Annotated in this window: 18 protein-coding genes and 2 pseudogenes; 8 read left to right on the top strand and 12 right to left on the bottom strand. The window is 58.2% G+C overall.

The annotated features are described in order from the left end of the window. Window positions 1-10: 10 nt before the first annotated feature. Both aat and AC4ANK_RS16960 read right to left on the bottom strand, forming a co-directional pair. A complete protein-coding gene (aat, locus tag AC4ANK_RS16965) occupies window positions 11-700 on the bottom strand; it encodes a leucyl/phenylalanyl-tRNA--protein transferase (RefSeq protein WP_002553997.1) in 690 nt (229 codons plus the stop codon). 40 nt (window positions 701-740) lie between these two features. Beyond that, window positions 741-932, bottom strand: coding sequence for a hypothetical protein (locus AC4ANK_RS16960; protein WP_044320342.1), 192 nt, complete (start codon window positions 930-932; stop codon window positions 741-743). Window positions 933-1,168: 236 nt separating this feature from the next. Here AC4ANK_RS16960 and ftsK point away from each other — a divergent pair, with 236 nt between their 5' ends. The 6 genes from ftsK to cysG all read left to right on the top strand — a co-directional run bounded on the left by ftsK (window position 1,169) and on the right by cysG (window position 8,681). Further along, entirely contained in the window at window positions 1,169-3,574 is a 2,406-nt protein-coding gene (ftsK, locus tag AC4ANK_RS16955) for a DNA translocase FtsK (RefSeq protein ID WP_002553996.1), read from the top strand. A 76-nt stretch (window positions 3,575-3,650) separates the two neighbouring features. Further along, window positions 3,651-4,274 (top strand): outer membrane lipoprotein periplasmic chaperone LolA, encoded by a 624-nt coding sequence (gene lolA / locus AC4ANK_RS16950; RefSeq protein ID WP_002553995.1) that lies wholly within the window; start codon window positions 3,651-3,653, stop codon window positions 4,272-4,274. 18 nt (window positions 4,275-4,292) lie between these two features. Continuing rightward, window positions 4,293-5,615 carry a replication-associated recombination protein A gene (locus AC4ANK_RS16945; RefSeq protein ID WP_002553994.1) on the top strand — a complete coding sequence of 441 codons (1,323 nt, stop codon included), beginning with the start codon at window positions 4,293-4,295 and terminating at the stop codon, window positions 5,613-5,615. Continuing rightward, window positions 5,615-5,989, top strand: a complete 375-nt coding sequence (gene crcB / locus AC4ANK_RS16940; RefSeq protein ID WP_002553993.1) for a fluoride efflux transporter CrcB — start codon at window positions 5,615-5,617, stop codon at window positions 5,987-5,989. Before AC4ANK_RS16945 ends, crcB begins: the two co-directional genes overlap by 1 nt. 16 nt (window positions 5,990-6,005) lie before the next feature. Then, on the top strand, window positions 6,006-7,286 hold the full coding sequence (serS, locus tag AC4ANK_RS16935; RefSeq protein WP_002553992.1) for a serine--tRNA ligase: 1,281 nt from the start codon (window positions 6,006-6,008) through the stop codon (window positions 7,284-7,286). Further along, window positions 7,287-8,681, top strand: a complete 1,395-nt coding sequence (cysG, locus tag AC4ANK_RS16930; RefSeq protein WP_002553991.1) for a siroheme synthase CysG — start codon at window positions 7,287-7,289, stop codon at window positions 8,679-8,681. A 51-nt stretch (window positions 8,682-8,732) separates the two neighbouring features. Here cysG and AC4ANK_RS16925 read toward each other — a convergent pair whose 3' ends face one another. The 8 genes and pseudogenes from AC4ANK_RS16925 to tusD form a co-directional block, all read right to left on the bottom strand. Then, the gene (locus AC4ANK_RS16925; protein WP_460384940.1) at window positions 8,733-9,731 is read right to left on the bottom strand and encodes a glutathione S-transferase family protein; all 999 of its coding nucleotides are present in this window, start codon (window positions 9,729-9,731) and stop codon (window positions 8,733-8,735) included. Window positions 9,732-9,839: 108 nt separating this feature from the next. After that, window positions 9,840-10,337 (bottom strand): annotated as a pseudogene (locus tag AC4ANK_RS16920) (glycosyl transferase family protein); the annotation flags it as partial. Window positions 10,338-10,351: 14 nt separating this feature from the next. Next, on the bottom strand, window positions 10,352-11,101 hold the full coding sequence (locus AC4ANK_RS16915; RefSeq protein ID WP_460382697.1) for an IS5 family transposase: 750 nt from the start codon (window positions 11,099-11,101) through the stop codon (window positions 10,352-10,354). 86 nt (window positions 11,102-11,187) lie between these two features. Beyond that, window positions 11,188-11,700 (bottom strand): annotated as a pseudogene (locus AC4ANK_RS16910) (glycosyl transferase family protein); the annotation flags it as partial. Continuing rightward, window positions 11,697-12,032, bottom strand: coding sequence for a TusE/DsrC/DsvC family sulfur relay protein (locus AC4ANK_RS16905; RefSeq protein ID WP_002553988.1), 336 nt, complete (start codon window positions 12,030-12,032; stop codon window positions 11,697-11,699). The gene AC4ANK_RS16905 and the pseudogene AC4ANK_RS16910, both read right to left, overlap by 4 nt. Beyond that, on the bottom strand, window positions 12,029-12,328 hold the full coding sequence (tusB, locus tag AC4ANK_RS16900; RefSeq protein WP_002553987.1) for a sulfurtransferase complex subunit TusB: 300 nt from the start codon (window positions 12,326-12,328) through the stop codon (window positions 12,029-12,031). Before tusB ends, AC4ANK_RS16905 begins: the two co-directional genes overlap by 4 nt. Further along, window positions 12,328-12,690: a sulfurtransferase complex subunit TusC gene (gene tusC, locus AC4ANK_RS16895; RefSeq protein WP_002553986.1), complete on the bottom strand. Its 363-nt coding sequence runs from the start codon at window positions 12,688-12,690 to the stop codon at window positions 12,328-12,330. The genes tusB and tusC overlap by 1 nt, the downstream gene beginning before the upstream one ends. Before the next feature lies 1 nt (window position 12,691). Further along, on the bottom strand, window positions 12,692-13,084 hold the full coding sequence (gene tusD, locus AC4ANK_RS16890) for a sulfurtransferase complex subunit TusD (protein WP_002553985.1): 393 nt from the start codon (window positions 13,082-13,084) through the stop codon (window positions 12,692-12,694). 234 nt (window positions 13,085-13,318) lie between these two features. On the opposite strand from tusD, the gene AC4ANK_RS16885 reads away from it, so the two are divergent. Both AC4ANK_RS16885 and AC4ANK_RS16880 read left to right on the top strand, forming a co-directional pair. Further along, window positions 13,319-14,620 (top strand): MFS transporter, encoded by a 1,302-nt coding sequence (locus tag AC4ANK_RS16885; RefSeq protein WP_002553984.1) that lies wholly within the window; start codon window positions 13,319-13,321, stop codon window positions 14,618-14,620. 14 nt (window positions 14,621-14,634) lie between these two features. Then, window positions 14,635-15,414: a substrate-binding domain-containing protein gene (locus AC4ANK_RS16880; protein WP_004665682.1), complete on the top strand. Its 780-nt coding sequence runs from the start codon at window positions 14,635-14,637 to the stop codon at window positions 15,412-15,414. Here AC4ANK_RS16880 and AC4ANK_RS16875 read toward each other — a convergent pair. Both AC4ANK_RS16875 and AC4ANK_RS16870 read right to left on the bottom strand, forming a co-directional pair. After that, entirely contained in the window at window positions 15,400-16,314 is a 915-nt protein-coding gene (locus tag AC4ANK_RS16875; RefSeq protein ID WP_460384943.1) for a LysR family transcriptional regulator, read from the bottom strand. The two genes, AC4ANK_RS16880 and AC4ANK_RS16875, sit on opposite strands and share 15 nt — an antisense overlap. 58 nt (window positions 16,315-16,372) lie before the next feature. After that, window positions 16,373-18,553 (bottom strand): DEAD/DEAH box helicase, encoded by a 2,181-nt coding sequence (locus tag AC4ANK_RS16870; protein ID WP_031594953.1) that lies wholly within the window; start codon window positions 18,551-18,553, stop codon window positions 16,373-16,375. Between the last annotated feature and the right edge of the window lie 34 nt (window positions 18,554-18,587).

Here is an 18,587-nt window from a genome sequence, read left to right as displayed (position 1 = left end):
TGCCAGCCTGTCAAACTCGCCTAGATGACCAGTCGGCACCGCTTGGCTGATCAAGATGCCCGGACAGATAGTCGGCAAAAGTCTGCCGAGGAATCGAGCGTGCGCCGAAACTGTGAAGGTGTTGGGTCGGCATCTGGCAATCGATCAATACAAAACCCCAGTCGGTCAGGTGCTGCACCAGCGTGGCGAATCCGACTTTGGAGGCGTTGTCTGCACGGCTGAACATGGACTCACCGAAGAACAGCTGGCCCATTGCCAGGCCATACAGCCCGCCGACCAGTTCATTCTGATCCCAGACCTCGACGCTGTGCGCATGGCCGCGTCGGTGCAACTCAAGATAGGCATCCTGCATCGAGCCGGTGATCCAGGTTTCATTGGCGTAACTTCTCGGCGCAGCGCAGGCCTTGATCACGCTCGCAAAATCCCGGTCGAAGGTCACGTGGTAGCGAGACTGGCGCAACATTTTGCCGAGGCTGCGCGAAACATGCAGTTCTTCGGGAAACAGTACGGTACGCGGATCGGGAGACCACCAGAGAATCGGCTGGCCGTCCTGAAACCACGGAAAGCAGCCGTGCCGGTAGGCATTGATCAGGCGATCGGCTGACAGGTCTCCACCGGCGGCAAGTAATCCGTTGGGCTCGCGGAGGGCTTTCTCCAGTGGCGGGAAATCCAGGCTATTGCGGTTCAACCAGGTCAGCATGGCATCACAACTTTGCGGAAGGGGAGGGCGCACCCGCCTGTCAGTGCAACTCTGTGCGGCAGGCGTGGTCACAAGCGGTTGTCATTATGGCGCGTACCTGGCACATACGGTAGGGCAAGAGCGCGGCGATGATGGTGCAGCCCTTGAAGTTGTGGGCGGTTGATAGAAACACGTCATAAGCCTTTGTCACAAAACGGAATGCATGCTCAAATTGAACATCATCAGCGAACATGAAAGCATGTCCCGCATTGCGGAACTGTCTGAAGTCGGTCTGACGCGTTTTCGTACAGACCCCAGCGCCTGTAAAGCCGTACAATGCCCGCTTTGGGCGTTATCATTCAAACGTCTGCCGAACGGGCTTCCCGATGTCTGCTATCCCTGTTCATGCGGGAGCATTCAGCGCCGTCCGACAGCCGTTTCTGGTCAATCAACGAGATGTTCGCGCTACAGCGCAGGAATTAAAGCGTTTTGAAGAAATCCACCCCAGCACCCAGCGCTGTTCCGCTTTGGCGGCAGCAATTGCACTACCGGCTCAAGGAAGGGGCCCTGATCGCCTTTGGCGCCCTGTGCCTGTACCTGATAATGGCATTGTTGACCTACGATCAGAGTGATCCCGGCTGGAGCCACACCAGCAGTAACGCCGCGCAGGTGCAGAACGCTGCGGGGCGCGCAGGTGCCTTCTGTGCCGATATACTGTTCATGATCCTGGGCTATTTCGCCTATATCTTCCCACTGCTGCTGGCAATCAAGGCCTGGCAGGTGTTTCGTCATCGTCACGAACCCTGGCAGTGGAGCGGCTGGCTCTTCTCCTGGCGTCTGATCGGGCTGGTATTCCTGATACTGGCGGGCGCGGCGCTGGCGCACATTCATTTTCACTTTTCGGCAGGCTTTCCGGGCTCTGCTGGCGGCGTGCTGGGCGAAGTGCTGGGCGATCTGGCCAAGAAAGCCCTGAACATCCAGGGCAGCACTTTGCTGTTCATCGCCCTGTTTCTATTCGGTCTGACAGTATTTACCGATCTGTCATGGTTCAAGGTCATGGACGTCACCGGCAAGATCACCCTTGACCTGTTCGAACTGTTCCAGGGGGCGGCGAACCGCTGGTGGACCGCCCGTGCCGAGCGCAAGCAGATGGTCGCGCAGTTGCGTGAAGTCGACATGCGCGTCAACGATGTGGTCGCGCCCGTTGCACCTGACCGTCGCGAGCAGGCCAAGGCCAAAGAGCGCCTGATGGAGCGCGAAGTGTCGCTGAGCAAACACATGACCGAGCGTGAAAAGCACGTGCCTGCGGTTATTGCGCCAGCCCCTTCAAAGCCTGCAGAACCGAGCAAGCGGGTCATGAAGGAAAAACAGGCCCCGCTGTTCGTTGACAGCGCAGTCGAAGGCACCTTGCCGCCCATCTCCATCCTTGATCCGGCAGAAAAGAAGCAGCTCAACTACTCGCCAGAGTCCCTGGCGGCGGTCGGTCATCTGCTGGAAATCAAGCTCAAGGAATTTGGTGTCGAGGTCTCGGTTGACTCCATCCATCCCGGCCCGGTCATTACCCGTTACGAGATTCAGCCGGCCGCTGGCGTCAAGGTCAGTCGCATTGCCAACCTCGCCAAGGACCTTGCCCGCTCACTGGCGGTCACCAGCGTGCGCGTGGTCGAGGTGATCCCGGGCAAGACCACCGTCGGTATCGAGATCCCCAACGAAGACCGCCAGATCGTGCGCTTCTCCGAGGTGCTGTCGACCCCTGAATACGATAATGCCAAGTCGCCGGTCACCCTGGCGCTGGGCCACGACATCGGCGGCAAGCCGGTGATTACCGACCTGGCCAAGATGCCCCACTTGCTGGTGGCCGGTACGACCGGTTCCGGTAAGTCGGTTGGTGTGAACGCCATGATCCTGTCGATCCTGTTCAAGTCCGGCCCGGAAGACGCCAAGCTGATCATGATCGATCCGAAGATGCTTGAGCTGTCCATCTACGAAGGCATTCCGCACCTCTTGTGTCCGGTCGTTACCGACATGAAGGACGCTGCCAACGCCTTGCGCTGGAGCGTTGCCGAGATGGAACGCCGTTACAAGCTGATGGCGAAAATGGGTGTGCGTAACCTTTCGGGCTTCAACCAGAAGGTCAAGGATGCGCAGGATGCCGGGGAGCCACTTGCCGATCCGCTGTACAAGCGGGAAAGCATTCATGACGAAGCGCCGTTGCTGAGCAAGCTGCCGACCATCGTGGTAGTGGTGGATGAATTCGCCGACATGATGATGATCGTCGGCAAGAAGGTTGAAGAGCTGATCGCCCGTATCGCCCAGAAGGCTCGTGCGGCAGGTATCCACCTGATCCTCGCGACACAGCGTCCATCGGTGGATGTGATTACCGGTCTGATCAAGGCCAACATCCCGACGCGCATGGCGTTTCAGGTGTCGAGCAAGATCGATTCCCGGACCATCATCGATCAGGGCGGTGCCGAACAACTGTTGGGCCATGGCGACATGCTATACATGCCGCCGGGCACCAGCCTGCCGATTCGCGTGCACGGCGCGTTTGTTTCCGACGAGGAAGTGCATCGCGTGGTAGAAGCCTGGAAACTGCGTGGTTCGCCTGACTACAACGACGATATTCTCGCCGGTGTGGAAGAGCCCGGCAGCGGCTTTGATGGCGGTGGCGGCGAAGGCAGTGAAGACAGCGAAAGCGACGCGCTTTACGATGAGGCGGTCAAGTTTGTACTCGAAAGCCGCCGCGCATCGATTTCTGCCGTGCAGCGCAAGCTGAAGATCGGCTACAACCGCGCAGCGCGCATGATCGAAGCAATGGAAATGGCTGGCGTCGTGACCTCCATGAATACCAACGGATCGCGTGAAGTTCTGGCTCCAGGACCGGTGCGCGACTGATTTTTATCACCCCGAACTGCGGCGGCAGCGTGCAAGTCACGCTGCCGCATCATCATCGACTTCAAAGAGGAATCCCATGCGTCTTATCCGCATGCTGTTGGCCACCGCACTGACCTTCTCCGTGATGTCCGCCCATGCCGACAGCAAGGACGTGGCACGCCTGACCCAGTTGCTGGAGAAATCCCAGACCCTGACCGCACGCTTCTCGCAATTGACGCTGGACGGTGGCGGCACGCAATTGCAAGAGACTACCGGCGAAATGACGTTGCAGCGTCCAGGCCTGTTCAACTGGCACACCGATGCGCCACAGGAGCAGTTGATGGTTTCCGACGGCAAGAAAGTGTCGTTGTGGGACCCTGATCTGGAGCAGGTCACCATCAAGAAGCTCGATCAGCGCCTGACCCAGACCCCAGCCTTGCTGCTGTCCGGTGACGTGTCGAAGATCAGCGAAAGCTTCGATATCACGGCGAAAGAGGCGGGTGGTGTGATCGACTTCGTGCTCAAGCCCAAGACCAAGGACACCCTGTTCGACAGCCTGCGTTTGTCATTTCGTAACGGCATCATCAACGACATGCAACTGATCGACAGCGTGGGCCAGCGCACCAATATCCTGTTCACCGGCGTCAAGGCCAACGAGCCTGTTGCGGCCAGCAAGTTTCAGTTCCAGATTCCCAAGGGTGCTGATGTCATTCAAGAGTAAAAGGGTTAATTCCTGATCATGGATCTGTTCAGCCGTGAACCGATAGCTCAGCCTCTGGCTGCACGTTTGCGTGCTACCAATCTGGATGAGTACGTCGGTCAGGAGCACGTGCTTGCCCACGGCAAGCCTCTGCGTGAGGCACTGGAGCAGGGTGCGCTGCATTCGATGATTTTCTGGGGCCCGCCCGGTGTGGGCAAGACTACCCTGGCGAGGCTGCTGGCCAAGGTGTCGGACGCGCATTTCGAGACTGTTTCCGCCGTGCTGGCGGGGGTCAAGGAAATTCGTCAGGCAGTGGAAGTCGCCAAACAGCAGGCCGGGCAATATGGCAAACGCACGATTCTGTTCGTCGACGAAGTGCACCGCTTCAACAAGTCGCAACAGGATGCGTTCCTGCCTTATGTCGAGGATGGCACGCTGATTTTTATCGGCGCTACTACCGAAAATCCTTCGTTCGAACTCAATAATGCCTTGTTGTCCCGTGCCCGTGTCTATGTGCTCAAAAGCCTGGACGAGGCGGCGCTGCGCAAGCTGGTCCATCGTGCTCTGACCGAGGAGCGCGGGTTGGGCAAGCGCCAACTGACCCTGAGCGATGAAGGCTTCACGATTCTCATGGCCGCCGCTGATGGCGATGGTCGGCGCATGCTCAATCTTCTGGAAAACGCGTCCGATCTTGCCGAAGACGGCAGCGAGATCGACGTCGAGCTGCTGCAGAGCCTGCTGGGTGACAGCCGACGTCGCTTCGACAAGGGCGGCGAGGCGTTCTATGACCAGATATCGGCTTTGCACAAGTCAATACGTGGTTCTGATCCCGACGCAGCCCTGTACTGGTTTGCCCGGATGATCGACGGCGGCTGCGATCCGCTGTATCTGGCGCGTCGCGTGGTGCGCATGGCCAGTGAAGATATCGGCAATGCAGATCCGCGCGCCTTGCCGCTGTGCATGTCGGCCTGGGACGTGCAGGAGCGTCTGGGCAGCCCCGAGGGCGAACTGGCAGTAGCGCAGGCCATCGTCTATCTGGCCTGTGCGCCAAAAAGCAACGCGGTTTACATGGCCTTCAAGGCTGCAATGCGCGAAGCCGGCGAGCATGGTTCGCTGGAGGTTCCGCTGCATTTGCGCAATGCGCCGACCAAGCTGATGAAGCAGCTCGGTTATGGCGAAGAATACCGATACGCCCATGACGAGCCTGAAGCCTATGCGGCAGGTGAGGACTACTTTCCGGACGAGCTGGAACCACGGCAGTATTACCAGCCTGTGCCACGCGGTCTGGAACTCAAGATCGGTGAGAAGCTCAGGCATCTGAGCGCATTGGACGATGCCAGTCCCCGCCAGCGGAGAAAGTGATGATCCAGACCATTCTTGCGGTGTCGATTGCCGGGATCGCTGGTACATTATTGCGTTTTGCAGCGGGTACCTGGGTAAGCGCCAACTGGCCACGACATTTTTACGCAGCAACGCTTGCGGTCAACATCGTAGGGTGCCTGATAATCGGCGTACTGTATGGATTGTTTCTGCTGCGCCCGGAAGTGCCCATCGAAATTCGTGCCGGCTTGATTGTCGGCTTTGTAGGCGGTCTGACGACCTTTTCATCCTTTTCACTGGATACGCTGCGCCTGCTGGAAAGCGGGCAGGTACCGCTGGCCCTTGGTTATGCCGGTATCAGCGTATTCGGCGGGCTGCTCGCAACCTGGGTTGGCCTGTCCCTGACCAGACTTTGATAGACGAGAGAACGATATGCTCGATTCCAAACTGTTACGTACTCAACTTCAGGACGTAGCGGATCGCCTGGCTTCCCGTGGCTTTACACTGGATGTGGCGCGCATTGAATCGCTGGAAGCCCAGCGCAAGGTGGTGCAGACCCGCACCGAACAGCTGCAGGCCGAGCGCAATGCACGTTCCAAATCCATCGGTCAGGCCAAGCAGCGCGGCGAAGACATTGCGCCGTTGATGGCTGACGTCGAGCGCATGGGCAACGAGCTGAGCGAAGGCAAGGTCGAGCTGGACGGCATTCAGGCCGAGCTGGATGCGCTGGTGCTGAGCATTCCGAACCTGCCTCACGAATCGGTGCCGGTCGGTGCTGACGAAGAAGGCAACGTCGAAGTGCGTCGCTGGGGTACGCCGACTGCCTTCGATTTCGAGGTCAAGGATCACGTTGCTCTGGGCGAGAAGTTCGGCTGGCTCGACTTCGAGACCGCTGCCAAGCTGTCCGGTGCGCGTTTTGCGTTGCTGCGTGGCCCAATCGCGCGCCTGCACCGTGCGCTGGCGCAGTTCATGATCAATCTGCATATCAACGAACACGGCTACGAAGAGACCTACACGCCTTATCTGGTGCAGGCACCTGCGTTGCAGGGTACAGGCCAGTTGCCCAAGTTCGAGGAAGACCTGTTCAAGATCACCCGCGAAGGCGAAGCTGATCTGTACCTGATTCCGACCGCGGAAGTGTCGTTGACCAACATCGTGTCGGGTGAAATTCTCGATGCCAAACAGCTGCCTCTCAAGTTTGTTGCCCACACCCCTTGCTTCCGTAGCGAAGCGGGTGCGTCGGGTCGTGACACGCGTGGCATGATCCGCCAACACCAGTTCGACAAGGTCGAGATGGTTCAGATTGTTGCGCCTGAAGACTCCATGGCTGCGCTTGAATCGCTGACCGGCAACGCCGAGCGCGTTCTGCAGTTGCTGGAACTGCCGTACCGTACGCTGGCGCTGTGCACCGGCGACATGGGTTTCAGTGCCGTGAAGACGTACGACCTGGAAGTGTGGATTCCAAGCCAGGACAAGTACCGCGAAATCTCTTCGTGCTCCAACTGCGGTGATTTCCAGGCGCGCCGCATGCAGGCCCGCTGGCGCAATCCGGAAACCGGCAAGCCGGAACTGGTCCACACCCTCAATGGGTCGGGGCTGGCGGTGGGTCGTACACTGGTCGCGGTGCTGGAAAACTACCAGCAGGCGGATGGGTCGATTCGTGTGCCCGAGGTGCTCAAGCCTTACATGGGCGGCCTTGAGGTCATCGGTTAAATGGAATTTCTGCCGCTGTTCCATAACCTGCGTGGCAGCCGGGTGCTGGTGGTCGGCGGTGGTGAAATTGCCCTGCGCAAATCACGCCTGATTGCCGACGCTGGCGCAGTGCTGCGCGTGGTTGCGCCAGAAATCGAGGCCCAACTGAGCGAGCTGGTCGTCCAGAGCGGCGGTGAGATGATCCTGCGTGGCTACAGCGAAGGCGATCTTGATGGTTGTGTGCTGATTATTGCCGCGACGGATGACGAGCCGCTCAATGCCCAGGTTTCCCATGACGCCCGGCTGCGCTGCGTTCCGGTCAATGTGGTGGATGCCCCGGCGTTGTGTACGGTTATCTTTCCGGCGATTGTCGACCGCTCGCCATTGGTGATCGCTGTGTCCAGTGGTGGCGATGCGCCAGTGCTGGCACGTCTGATCCGTGCCAAGCTGGAAACCTGGATTCCCTCCACCTATGGGCAGCTCGCCGGGCTGGCTGCGCGCTTTCGCAATCAGGTCAAAGGTCTGTTTCCGAATGTGCAGCAACGCCGAGCGTTCTGGGAAGATGTTTTTCAGGGTGCCATTGCCGACCGCCAGTTGGCCGGGCAGGGGGCCGAGGCCGAGCGTCTGCTGATCGCCAAGATCGCTGGCGAGCCGCCGCCGGAGACCGGCGAGGTGTATCTGGTCGGTGCTGGCCCCGGTGATCCTGACTTGCTGACTTTCCGGGCCTTGCGCCTGATGCAGCAAGCGGATGTGGTGCTGTATGACCGCCTTGTCGCGCCTACGATTCTGGACCTGTGCCGTCGCGATGCCGAGCGTGTCTATGTCGGTAAACGCCGTGCAGAGCACGCTGTTCCGCAGGAACAGATCAACCAGCAACTGGTTGCACTGGCCAAGCAAGGCAAGCGAGTGGTGCGCCTCAAAGGCGGCGATCCATTTATCTTCGGCCGTGGCGGTGAGGAAATCGAAGAGCTGGCTGCGCATGGCATTCCGTTTCAGGTGGTTCCGGGTATTACCGCCGCCAGTGGTTGTGCGGCGTATGCCGGTATACCGCTGACGCACCGTGATCACGCACAGTCTGTGCGTTTCATTACCGGTCACTTGAAAAACGGCACCACAGACCTGCCCTGGTCCGACCTGGTTGCGCCTGCTCAGACGCTGGTGTTTTACATGGGGCTGATCGGTTTGCCGGTCATCTGTGAAGAGCTGATCAGGCATGGTCGCTCTGCCGACACGCCTGCTGCGCTGGTCCAGCAGGGCACGACGGTCAATCAGCGTGTGTTTACCGGCACTCTGGCCAATCTGCCGCAACTGGTTGCCGAGCATGAGGTGCATGCGCCAACGCTGGTAATCATCGGCGAAGTGGTCAAGTTGCGTGAAAAACTGGCATGGTTCGAAGGGGCTCAGGCGACTGTCTGAAGCCGATTACGGATAGCCCGTTCGGGCTATCCATCCTTTTTTGCCAATCTGTCAATTGCTCCAGACACCCTCACCGGACAGCCGCTCCCGGTCGTGACCTGCCTGCAGATCAAGCGCTGGACCCTTGGGTATGATGCCGGTCGGATTGATGGTGCGATGGCTCGCGTAGTAGTGGCCCTTGATGTGCTCGAAGTTCACGGTCTCCACGATACCTGGCCATTGGTACAACTCACGTAGCCAATTGCTGAGGTTCGGGTAATCCGCGATGCGCCGCAGGTTGCACTTGAAGTGGCTGTAATACACCGCATCGAAGCGCACGATGGTGGTGAACAGGCGTATGTCGGCTTCGGTCAGGTGTTTTCCCGTCAGGTAGCGCTTTTCGCCCAGCAGGTTTTCCAGCACGTCCAGTTCGGCAAACACATCATTGAATGCATCTTCGTATGCCCCCTGCGAGGTGGCGAACCCGGCCCTGTAGACACCGTTGTTGACGTTCGGATAAATCTGCTCGTTGAGCTCGTCGATGCTCGCCCGCAAGGCTTGCGGATAAAAGTCCAGCGTGTTGCCGGTCAATTCGTCGAATGCGCCATTGAACATGCGAATGATTTCCGCAGACTCATTGCTGACGATGCATTTCCGCTGTTTGTCCCACAGCACAGGGACAGTAACGCGTCCGGTATAGCTGGGATCATCGGCCGTATAGCGTTGGTGAAAGAACTGGAAGTCATCCAGTGCATCGCCGCTGGAGCCTTTCTGCTTATCGAAAGTCCAGCCATTTTCCAGCATCAACCAACTGACCACTGAAACGCCGATCAGGTTTTCCAGTCCCTTGAGCTTGCGTACGATCAGTGTGCGGTGTGCCCACGGGCATGCCAGTGAGACATACAAGTGGTAGCGGCCGGCCTGTGCAGCAAAACCGCCCTCACCGGATGGCCCCGCTTGTCCGTCGACTGTGACCCAGTTGCGTCGTTGCGCATTTTCGCGCTGAAAGGCGCCATCTTTGCTGCTTTCGTACCACTGGTCTTGCCAGTGTCCTTCGACCAGAATACCCATGTCTGACTCCCATTTCCAGGTTGTAGAGCTTGGAGGTCAGCCAGGGCGCATCGGTTCGACCTAAAACGCGCAAGATTATGGGGGCTGGTGATCGTCACAGCCGATAGGTCAAAGGTTCTTGGCGCGGCGATCCCAGAACACTCGGGCTTGCTCGAAAGCGTCGTCGCGAGCGACACCCAGGCCGCGCAGGGCAAGCGCGATTGTCGATATCAACGCCAGTTGCGGGTAGCTTTCTTCGATTTCCCCGCGCCATAAGGCCAACAGTTGCTGCGGGTCGAGTGTCGCCGGTTTTACGTGACGGCGCGGCGAAAGCGCTGGCCACTCCTCGTCCCAAGGCTGGCCGCCAGTGGTGCCGTACAAATGGCTGATGGTGTCCGGATTAATCTCGATTTCGCCACCGTCACCCTTGACCACAATGGCGTTGTCGCCCAGCAGGCTGCTGGCATCGCGATGCACGCTCTGATAGCCCGGATGAAAGATGCTTTGCAGGCCGCAACGGGCCTGAAGCGGGTTGAGAATGCGTGCCAGAGAATGAATGGGGGAGCGCAGGCCCAGCGTGTTGCGCAGATCAATCATGCGTTGCAGCTGCGGTGCCCAGTCCCCTAGGGTCTGTTCCCGTTTCACATTGGCAGCCACAGAAAAGCGCAGGCCATTGCTATGACGCTTTCATAGTTTCTCTTGAGTTTGTCGAACCGAGAAGCCGCCGCCCGGAAATGCTTCAACCGGGCAAAGGCGTTTTCTACGAGATGTCGATTGCGATATAACCCTTTGTCCAGATCTGCGTTCCCTTTCAGAGAATTGCGCTTTCGTGGAATCACCACTTTGCTGCCTTGCTGCTCGACCTGAGCGCGTATCGCTTCAGTGTCGTAGCCCTTGTCCGCAATGATCACTTCTGCATTGGGCATCTTGGCAATCAACGAGGCCGCCTGCGAACAATCATTGGTCTGGCCTCCGGTCACGTCAAATGCAATGGGCAGCCCACAAGCGTCTACAGCCAGGTGAATCTTGCTGGTGTTACCGGCTCGGCTTTTTCCGATGGCCTGGTCCTGCGTGCTGGCAGCACCTGCACTGTGCTGATGAGCCTTTACATAGCTGCCATCAATGAAAACCCACTCCATGTCAGGATCGGTCATCAGCACCTCAAGCACCTTGACCCACTTGCCTGAAGCAGACCAGGCATTGAACCGCTTGTAGACCTTGCTCCAGTTTCCAAACGCTTTCGGCAGGTCTCGCCAAGGGCAACCCACACGCATGCGGTACAGCATGCCTTCAACCGTGGTGCGCAAATCTCGCTTGTTGTAGATCGATTCGTGCAGCAAAATTTCTCGAAGCTTCGGCCAGTGCTCATCACTGAGCATTAATCGGGGCATTGCAGGCTCGTATTGGTGTTGTGTGAGAACTCCAACAATACGGGCCTGTTCTCATAGAGATCAATGGGTTACGTCGAAACGGGAACAGACCCTAGCGGAATGAACGCTATATTGCCTTGCTCAAGCGAGGTTTCGACTGCTGACCAGTTGCGGCACAGGGGAATATTCAGCAGGCCGAGCAATTGTTCGGTGTACAGGCGTCCAGCAGTATGGGCACCGCCGCCGTGCAGGAGGATCTTCACGCCGTTTTGCGCCAGACACTTGGCCGCCAGCAAGTACCACGGCAGATGACGCTTTTTCCCTGCGTAGGTCGGCCAGTCGATATCGACCTGAATCGCCGGAGCATTCAGGCGTTCGCGCACGGCTTCGGTAAACCCCGCCAGTTCCTCAGGGCTTTCTTCCTTATGGCGCAGCAGCATCAGGAATGCCCCGAGCTGAGTGTCCTCGACTTTCTCATCGAGCAACATGCCCATGGCCTCTCGCGCTTCTTCGCGCGTCAGGTTGCGCGCACCGCGTTTGCCTTTGCCCAGAATGCGCACAAATGTCGCAAAGGGATGCTCTTCAGGTGTTTCGGTAACAAGCGCGGCGTAATCGTTCATATGCAATTGGTCGGTTTAGGCAGGCCCGCCAGCTTGGCGGCGAGTTTGGCGGGAGTGCCGTTGAACAGGCGGTTGAGGTGCATGCTGTTGCCTTTTTCCGTACTCAGCTTCAGTGCGGTGTATTTGATCAGCGGCCGAGTGGCTGGCGAAAGCTGAAACTCGGCGTAGAAATCCCGCAGCAACTGGAGGATTTCAATGTGCTCGGCACTCAGGGCGATACCTTCCTCAGCGGACAGGGCGTGGGCGACGTCCAGCGACCAGTCGTTGAGGTCCTGCAGAAAGCCATCCTTGTCCAGTTCGATGCTGTGCCCGTCAATCGTCAACTGTTTCATAGCCAGGTATTGACCTTGTCGAAGCGTAAGGACAGTTCCACGAAGGCAGGGTAGTCGATGCTGTTTACTCCGGCGGGCAGTGGCAGATTGCGTGCCTTGAAGTCTTCATCAAGCACAAACAACTGCAATGAATCGGCCAGGGGCTGTAGGGATTTCAATGGTGCGCATGACGGCGTCAGTGCATAAGTAGCGTCGCCACAGAGCAATACACCGTCGTCACGGCCCAGCAGGCGCAGGCAGCTTTCCAGTCGGGTGTCGGCAAAAGGCGAATGGGAGAGAACGTGCAAAGTAGCCATCAGATCGTAATCACCTCGTCGTAGCGGTCAAAAAGTGCCGACAGTTCGGAGCGTGTGTACAACTGACTGATTTCTTCGCTCAATGCGCTGGCAGGGATGCCGCGCTCGGTCAGGCTTTGCCCGCAGGCATACAGGTCTTCAACGCCGAACATCGACAGGGCCTTGAGGTTTGCGGTCAGGTCTTTCTGTTGCAGGGCGTCGGGCAACTGCTGCGGCGACAACTGGAAAACCCCGTCATCCAGAAACAGCAGTCCGACCGACAGATCGAATGCACCACCCGCCAGCACGATGTCCAGCGCTTCACGGGCACCGGGACCGGACCACGGCGATTGACGGCTGACTACCAATAATGATCTGGGCATGTCACGGCCCTCCAAAGCAGATCAAACGATCAGCCGATTGCACGGCATCGTGCAACTGCCCCAGCCCGGACAATTCCCAAGGCTCCCGCAGATTCGCCGCTGGCCGCTGATAACGCTCGGCCTCTTGGGCATCAAGCACGCCACGACGCAGCGCGGCGGCGATGCATACCACGCCATCCAGGTGGTGTTCGGCGATGAAGTCACGCCATTGCAGGGCCATATCCTGCTCATCCTGAGGCGTCACGACATTGGCCGACGCGCTGTGTACGCCGTCTTGATAAAAAAACAACCGGACGATCTCATGTCCGCCTGCGAGTACGGCTTTGGCGAACAGCAAGGCTCGTCGCGAGGAGGGCGCATGGGCGGCGGAAAAAAGCGAGATGGCGAATTTCATGATCGGCTCTGCCAACAAAACATCCGCAATGATAAAGAATTCAAGGGCCGACGTGTGAGTTTGGCGCGGTTCGACCTGCAAGCGCTGGGTCAGGGCGCAACCGTCTGAGTGTCGATTGATGTTCATCGGGCATCAATCGATGAAAACATAGCACTTATCGTTTCAAAGTGTGTCCGGCAGACTCCTTACCCATAAGCGCTTACAACACTCTAATAAGATCGCTGGAGAACACTGATGCACAGCTCATCCCCATCAGGAACAGGCAACACCCGGTCGAAGGCCGGAGCAGTATTTCGCGTCACTTCAGGCAACTTCCTCGAGCAATTCGACTTCTTCCTGTTTGGCTTTTACGCCACCCAGATCGCCTCCGCCTTTTTCCCGGCCAGCAGTGAGTTTGCTTCGCTGATGATGACCTTCGCGGTCTTCGGTGCGGGCTTCCTGATGCGCCCGTTGGGTGCCGTTATTCTGGGCGCTTACATCGATGACGTGGGCCGGCGCAAAGGCTTGATCGTGACTCTGTCGATCATGGCCAGTGGCACGCTGTTGATTGTCCTGGTGCCCGGTTACGCGAGCATCGGCTTGTGGGCACCGGCATTGGTGCTGGTCGGCCGCTTGCTGCAAGGCTTTTCCGCAGGCGCGGAATTGGGCGGCGTGTCGGTGTATCTGGCAGAGATGGCGACACCCGGCCGCAAGGGCTTCTACACCAGTTGGCAGTCAGGCAGCCAGCAGGTGGCAATCGTTGTCGCCGCCGCGCTGGGTTACGGCTTGAACCAATGGATGACACCTGCTGCTGTCGCCGACTGGGGCTGGAGAATTCCGTTCGCCATCGGCTGCCTGATCATCCCGTTCATTTTCCTGCTACGCCGCAGCCTGCAGGAAACCGAAGAGTTCGCCACGCGCGCTCACCGTCCGACCATGCGACAGGTGTTCGCGACGCTGCTGCAAAACTGGCGCGTGGTGATTGCCGGCATGCTGATGGTGGCGATGACTACCACCACGTTTTACCTGATCACCATTTATGCACCGACATTCGGCAAAACCGTACTCAATCTGAATACCTCCGATGCGCTGCTGGTGACGTTGCTGGTCGGTGTCTCCAACTTTATCTGGCTGCCGGTCGGCGGCATGTTGAGCGACCGTTTCGGACGCAAGCCGCTGCTGGTAGCGATGACCCTGCTGACCATCATCAGCGCTTATCCGGCGCTGTCCTTTCTCGCTCAGGCGCCAAGCTTTGCTCATATGCTGGAAGTGCTGTTGTGGTTCTCGTTTCTCTACGGTTTGTATAACGGCGCGATGATTCCGGCGCTGACTGAAATCATGCCGGTAGAGGTACGGGTGGCCGGTTTTTCTCTGGCCTATAGCCTGGCGACAGCAGTTTTCGGCGGTTTCACCCCGGCAATCTCGACCTGGTTGATCCATCTGACCGGTGACAAGGCTGCACCTGCTTACTGGATGACGTTCGCTGCAGCTTGCGCGCTTGGCGCGACCCTGGTGCTCTACCGGCACCTTTCGGTTCGCCCGCAACTGGCTGTTTAATAAAGGAAAAAACTATGAAACTGTTGCATAAACATCAATTGGCGGTGCTTTTTCTGGGCTGTATGGCAGTCAGCGTTGCCGCTCAGGCTGAAGAGCTCAAGGTCATGACATCAGGCGGCTTTACTGCTGCATATAAACTGCTGGGGCCGCAATACGCGACGTCTTCCGGGGATACACTGGACACCATCCTTGGCCCGTCGATGGGCAAGGCCCCCGAGGCCATTCCAAACCGCCTGGCTCGTGGCGAGCATGCCGATGTGGTGATCATGGTCGGCTATGCGCTGGATGATTTGATCAAGCAAGGCAAGGTAGACCCGGCATCGCGGGTCGAGCTGGCCGATTCGCGGATCGGGATGGTGGTGAAGGAGGGGGCGGCCAAGCCTGCAATCGGTACCGACAGCGAGTTGAAAGACACGCTGCTCAAGGCGAAGTCGGTTGCTTACTCCGACAGCGCCAGTGGTGTGTACATCGAAAAAGAGCTTTTCAAAAAGCTCGGTATTGAGAAGGAACTCGCGCCGAAGGGCAAGATGATCGAGCGCATCCCGGTTGCTTCAGTGGTTGCCAAGGGCGACTACGAAGTGGGCTTTCAACAGGTGGCCGAACTGTTGCCGGTTCCCGGCGTGACATTCGTGGCGAAGATTCCGGAAGACGTTCAGTCGGTTACCCGCTACGCCGCTGGCATTCCGGTCAATGCCGAGCACCCGAAGCAGGCGAAGGCATTGCTCGATTACCTGGCGTCCCCAAAAGCGCAGGCCACGGTGCAGTCTACCGGGCTGGATTCAGTTCCCCGCTGAACGTAGCGGCATCTTCCTGACCAGTCGTTCTAGTTCAAGGGCTGCAGGCGTCAATGTCCTCCCGCGACGTTTGATCAGCCCTACGTTGCGAACCACTTCAGGTGCAACCAATGGCACGCTCACCAGAAACGGGTGAGCGGTCATCGGCATGGCAATCGAGGGCACCGCCGCCACGCCGAGGCCGGCCTCCACAAGGCCGATCATGGTGGTGACATGCCGCGTTTCGCAGATACTCTCCTTGTTCGGGCGTGAGAGCGCCAGCGCCTGATCCAGTACCAGACGGTTACCTGACGTTATGTCCAGAGCGATGTAGTCGTGGCGGTACATTTCCTCCCAGCTCACGCTGGCGCAGGTCGCAAGCGGGTGATCCCGGCGGCAGGCCATCACATAGCGTTCCTGAAGAAGCAATTCGAAGTCGACCTCCGGTGCTAGATTGCCGCTGAAACTCACCCCGAAATCTGCCTCGCCAAGGGCAACCGCGCTGTTGACCTCGTTGGCGCTGGCATCCATGACCCGGATTCTGATTTTTGGAAACAGCTTATGAAACTCGCTGATGACCTGCGGCATGAAGTAGTAGGCGGCTGACGGCACGCAAGCAATGGTGACGCTACCCATCCGGGTGGAACCGACGCCATCGATGGTCATCAATGCGATGTCGAGGTCATCCAGTATTCGCTCGACCTGAGGCAGAAATGCACGGCCCACCGTGGTCAGGCTGACCCTGCGGGTGGTCCGTTCAAACAGCTTCACGTTCAGCGCAGACTCAAGCTTTTCTATACGGCGGCTGAGTGCAGGCTGGGTGATCTGCACGGTTTCAGCGGCCTTGCGGAAGCTGCCATTCTCGACCACGGCACGAAATGCCTGGAGGTCGTTTAGGTCGAAATTAGATGGGCATTGCATGACCAGGATTATTGATTCGGTATGGACATCAATATATCAGGTTGCGCGGGCAGGGCAGTCAGGCCGTCAAGGTCTTCGCAAGCGCAATCGCGTTCGGTATATCAAGCTGGCTGGAGGCAAATGATTTGATCAGCAACGAATTTGGCAGGGCCCAGTCCCACTTCTCCCGTATCAGATTCTTCACATCTTTCAGCAGTGGTTCCACGTCGGTTGCGTCCAGTTCCGCAATCCTGCCCAGTGCTGTCAGCACGCTTTCCTGAGAGGCGCTGATTTCGAGTACTAGTCCCGAAGCTGTGCACATGACCCCAGCCTGGTTAAGCAGCAAGCACAGCGCATCATTGGTGTAGTCGCCCGCCCAGGTCAGCAGATAGCTGTTTGAGGTCGATCCCGTCAGACACTGGTCAGCTAGCCCCAGCCGGTGAAATGTCTGGCGCGCTTCCGCCAGTAGGACTTGTGCATTGGCATCGAGGAACGGGCAGGGGGTGACCTCCGTCAGTACCGCGCGCATTTCTTTACGCACCCGGTCATGGATCTTTGCGCCCAGTCCGTCGAATACCGGAGGTTCGCCGCCACGGGCGCGTTTGACAGTAATGACTTTCTTTTCCAGGTCCACATCCATGACCTGCCAGCGTTTGCCTGCAAAGATGATGCGTTGCCCGAGGGTCAGCGGGCGGCTGACAGGAATGGAACCTAGCGGCTTGCCATCGAGAAGCAGCCTGAATTCTTCGTCGCTGCTGAACGCGCTGTAGAACTCGTAGTGGTTGACCAGCTTTTCACCGATCTCGCCAGGCAATAGCAGGCCAGAGCTGTCCTGGACGATCAGTTTCTTTTCACCCAGAGTCTTGAGAAGGGCCATGAAGTCGTTTTTATCAACGGCCGCGAATGTTCCGCTCGCGATCAGCTCATTCCAGAGCTGTGAAGCATGTGCACCACCTTGCTGCGCAATCGTAGACAGGCATTGCTGGACCAGCGTAGAGGCGTGCAGGCCGTTTGCTCTTGGAGGTTCGAACCACTTTTCGATCAACAATCGAATCATGGCGATTGTCTGCACCAGGTTTTGCCGGAGCTGATCCGAGAGGTCTGAATCAGGTGTCAGGGTGTCTTCCTGGCAGTAGGCGCGAAGTGTGGCGGGCTCACCTGCGCGACGCCCGGAGCGGCCTAGTCGCTGGCGCAGGCTCGCCACTGATGGCGGAGGTCCGATCTGCGCGACCGCCTTGATGTTACCGATATCGATGCCAAGTTCGAGGGTCGTTGTGCAGACGGCCGAGGCGGGCGGGCTGCCGGCCTTCAGTGCTCGCTCCGTATCTTCACGCAAGTCTCGGGACAAGCTTCCGTGGTGAGGCAGGAACTCGTTCGGCAAACCGTCGTTTTCGCACAAATGCCGCAGCCGGTCGGCGTACCATTCAACTTTGTCGCGGCTATTGGGAAAGATCAGATTGTTACTGCCACGTAATACCTTGTACATATGCGCGGCTATAGCGTGTCTGGTCCCGGAGACATCCTCTTTCTGCTCTTCATCCTGATCGTTGTCGTCGTCTTTTGTGACGACCATCTGCAGGTTTGCCGCCAGTTTCTTCATCGGCAGCATGGTGTAACCACGTACCTGAACCTGAAGGTCCTGGCCCGACGTTTGAGAAATGATTTCGTCCATGCGCTGGCCTTGCCCCGGACGCAGGAACTCGCGGGCGAGCGCCATCTCACCTAGGGTTGCAGACAGCCCTACGCGTGGCAGCTTTTTGCCGACGACCGTTTCCACGCGATGCATCAGGGACTGCAATTGTTTGCCGCGCTCGCTGCCGATGAAAGCATGTAATTCGTCGATGACGATGTAGCGAAGGGGCTGAAAGAGGCCAGCAAGTGCCGAGCCCCGGTTCACGAACAGGGCTTCCAGCGACTCGGGGGTTATGAGCAGTACACCGCTGGGCGATTTCAGAAAACGATGCTTTCTGCTTGCCGAAACATCCCCGTGCCAGCCGACCACCGGGATCTCCAGATGCTCGCAAAGACGTGTCAACCTGTCCCACTGATCATTGATCAAGGCTTTGAGCGGGCTGATATAGAGCACAGCGCCCGGCGCATCGGTATTGTTGAGCAAATGGGTCAGAATGGGCAGAAATGCCGCCTCGGTCTTGCCCGCTGCGGTGGAGGCCGCAATTATAACGTCGCGATCAGCGTCGATCAGCGCAGGGATGGCCCATTCCTGAGCATCCCTTAGCGATGTCCAGCCTTGCGACCACACCCATTGCTGTACATTGGGGTGAAGCCGTTGGAAT

It is taken from the genome of Pseudomonas sp. Pmew2 (assembly GCF_058129885.1).
Note: the sequence above shows the minus strand (reverse complement) of the source record. Positions and strands in the feature narration are given on the sequence as shown.